We start from the raw sequence: 928 nt of genomic DNA, 5'->3' as shown, positions 1-928 counted from the left end.
TCCCCACTGCGCCGCACCGTCTCCACATAATCCCGCTGCACCGCATCCAACCGGGTATCCAGCAACAACCCCGTCATTCCGATCACCGCATTCATCGGCGTCCGAATCTCATGACTCATCGTCGCCAAAAACGCCGACTTCGCCGTCGTCGCCGCCAACGCCGCATCCCGCGCCAACCCCAGACTCACATTCAACTCCACCTGCCGCACCCGCAACCGATCCGCATCCCGCACCGCGAGCACCAGTCGCACCGCACCGACCAACAGGGTGCAGAACGCGACGAAGACGGCAAGCGAGGCGAGCGGCACGAACTCATTCACGACGATCACGCCGAGTGCGCAGATACTGAAGATCGCCGGCGCGGCAAGCGCGAGCGTTGCACTCGCCCGGTCGGGCAGGGCCGAAACGCCCGGGCTCCACGCGGCGACGCCGAGCAGGACGCCGACAACGGGCCACGCAACGTCGACGAGTCCGCCCCGGATATAGGTGCCGTCTGCGACGCCGGCCACGAGGAAGGTGTTGGCCAGTGCGAAGCCCAGGAAAGCGGTGACCAGCAGGAGCCATGCCCGGCTCGGGCGCCGACCGTAGACGGTCAGGGCGCACACCAGGAGGGCGACGAGAATCAGGGGCGAGACCGGATAAGCCAGGCCCAGGATGTCGTCCACGACGATGTCCGAGACCGGTCTGAACAGGAGCGCCGCCGCAACCGCCACGAGGCCGAGCCCGGCGATGACACCGTCCAGCCAGACGGTCGCCGACGTCGGGTTGAGCCGTCGCCGCATGAGGACGAGCAGGAACGACACCGCGAGCACCAGGAAGAGGGCGAAGAAAATGATGGCCGCCAGCGAAGCCCCATGGGGAACCCGCGGCGGGAAAAGAATCGACTCGGCCGTGTCTGCCGCGGGGCGGCACACCCAACCCCCCCCCC

1 protein-coding gene is annotated in these 928 nt (G+C 67.7%); it reads right to left on the bottom strand.

The window, feature by feature from the left end:
* Nucleotides 1-914: histidine kinase dimerization/phospho-acceptor domain-containing protein (locus QN350_RS19685; protein WP_323517200.1), on the bottom strand; the 914-nt coding region annotated here is incomplete at its 3' end.
* Nucleotides 915-928: the final 14 nt, after the last annotated feature.

Origin of the sequence: Cryobacterium sp. 10I5 (genome assembly GCF_035019865.1) — a bacterium.
Lineage (GTDB): Bacteria > Actinomycetota > Actinomycetes > Actinomycetales > Microbacteriaceae > Cryobacterium > Cryobacterium breve_A.
The sequence above is the reverse complement of the archived record's forward strand: the minus strand, read 5'-3'. Positions and strand labels throughout refer to the sequence as shown.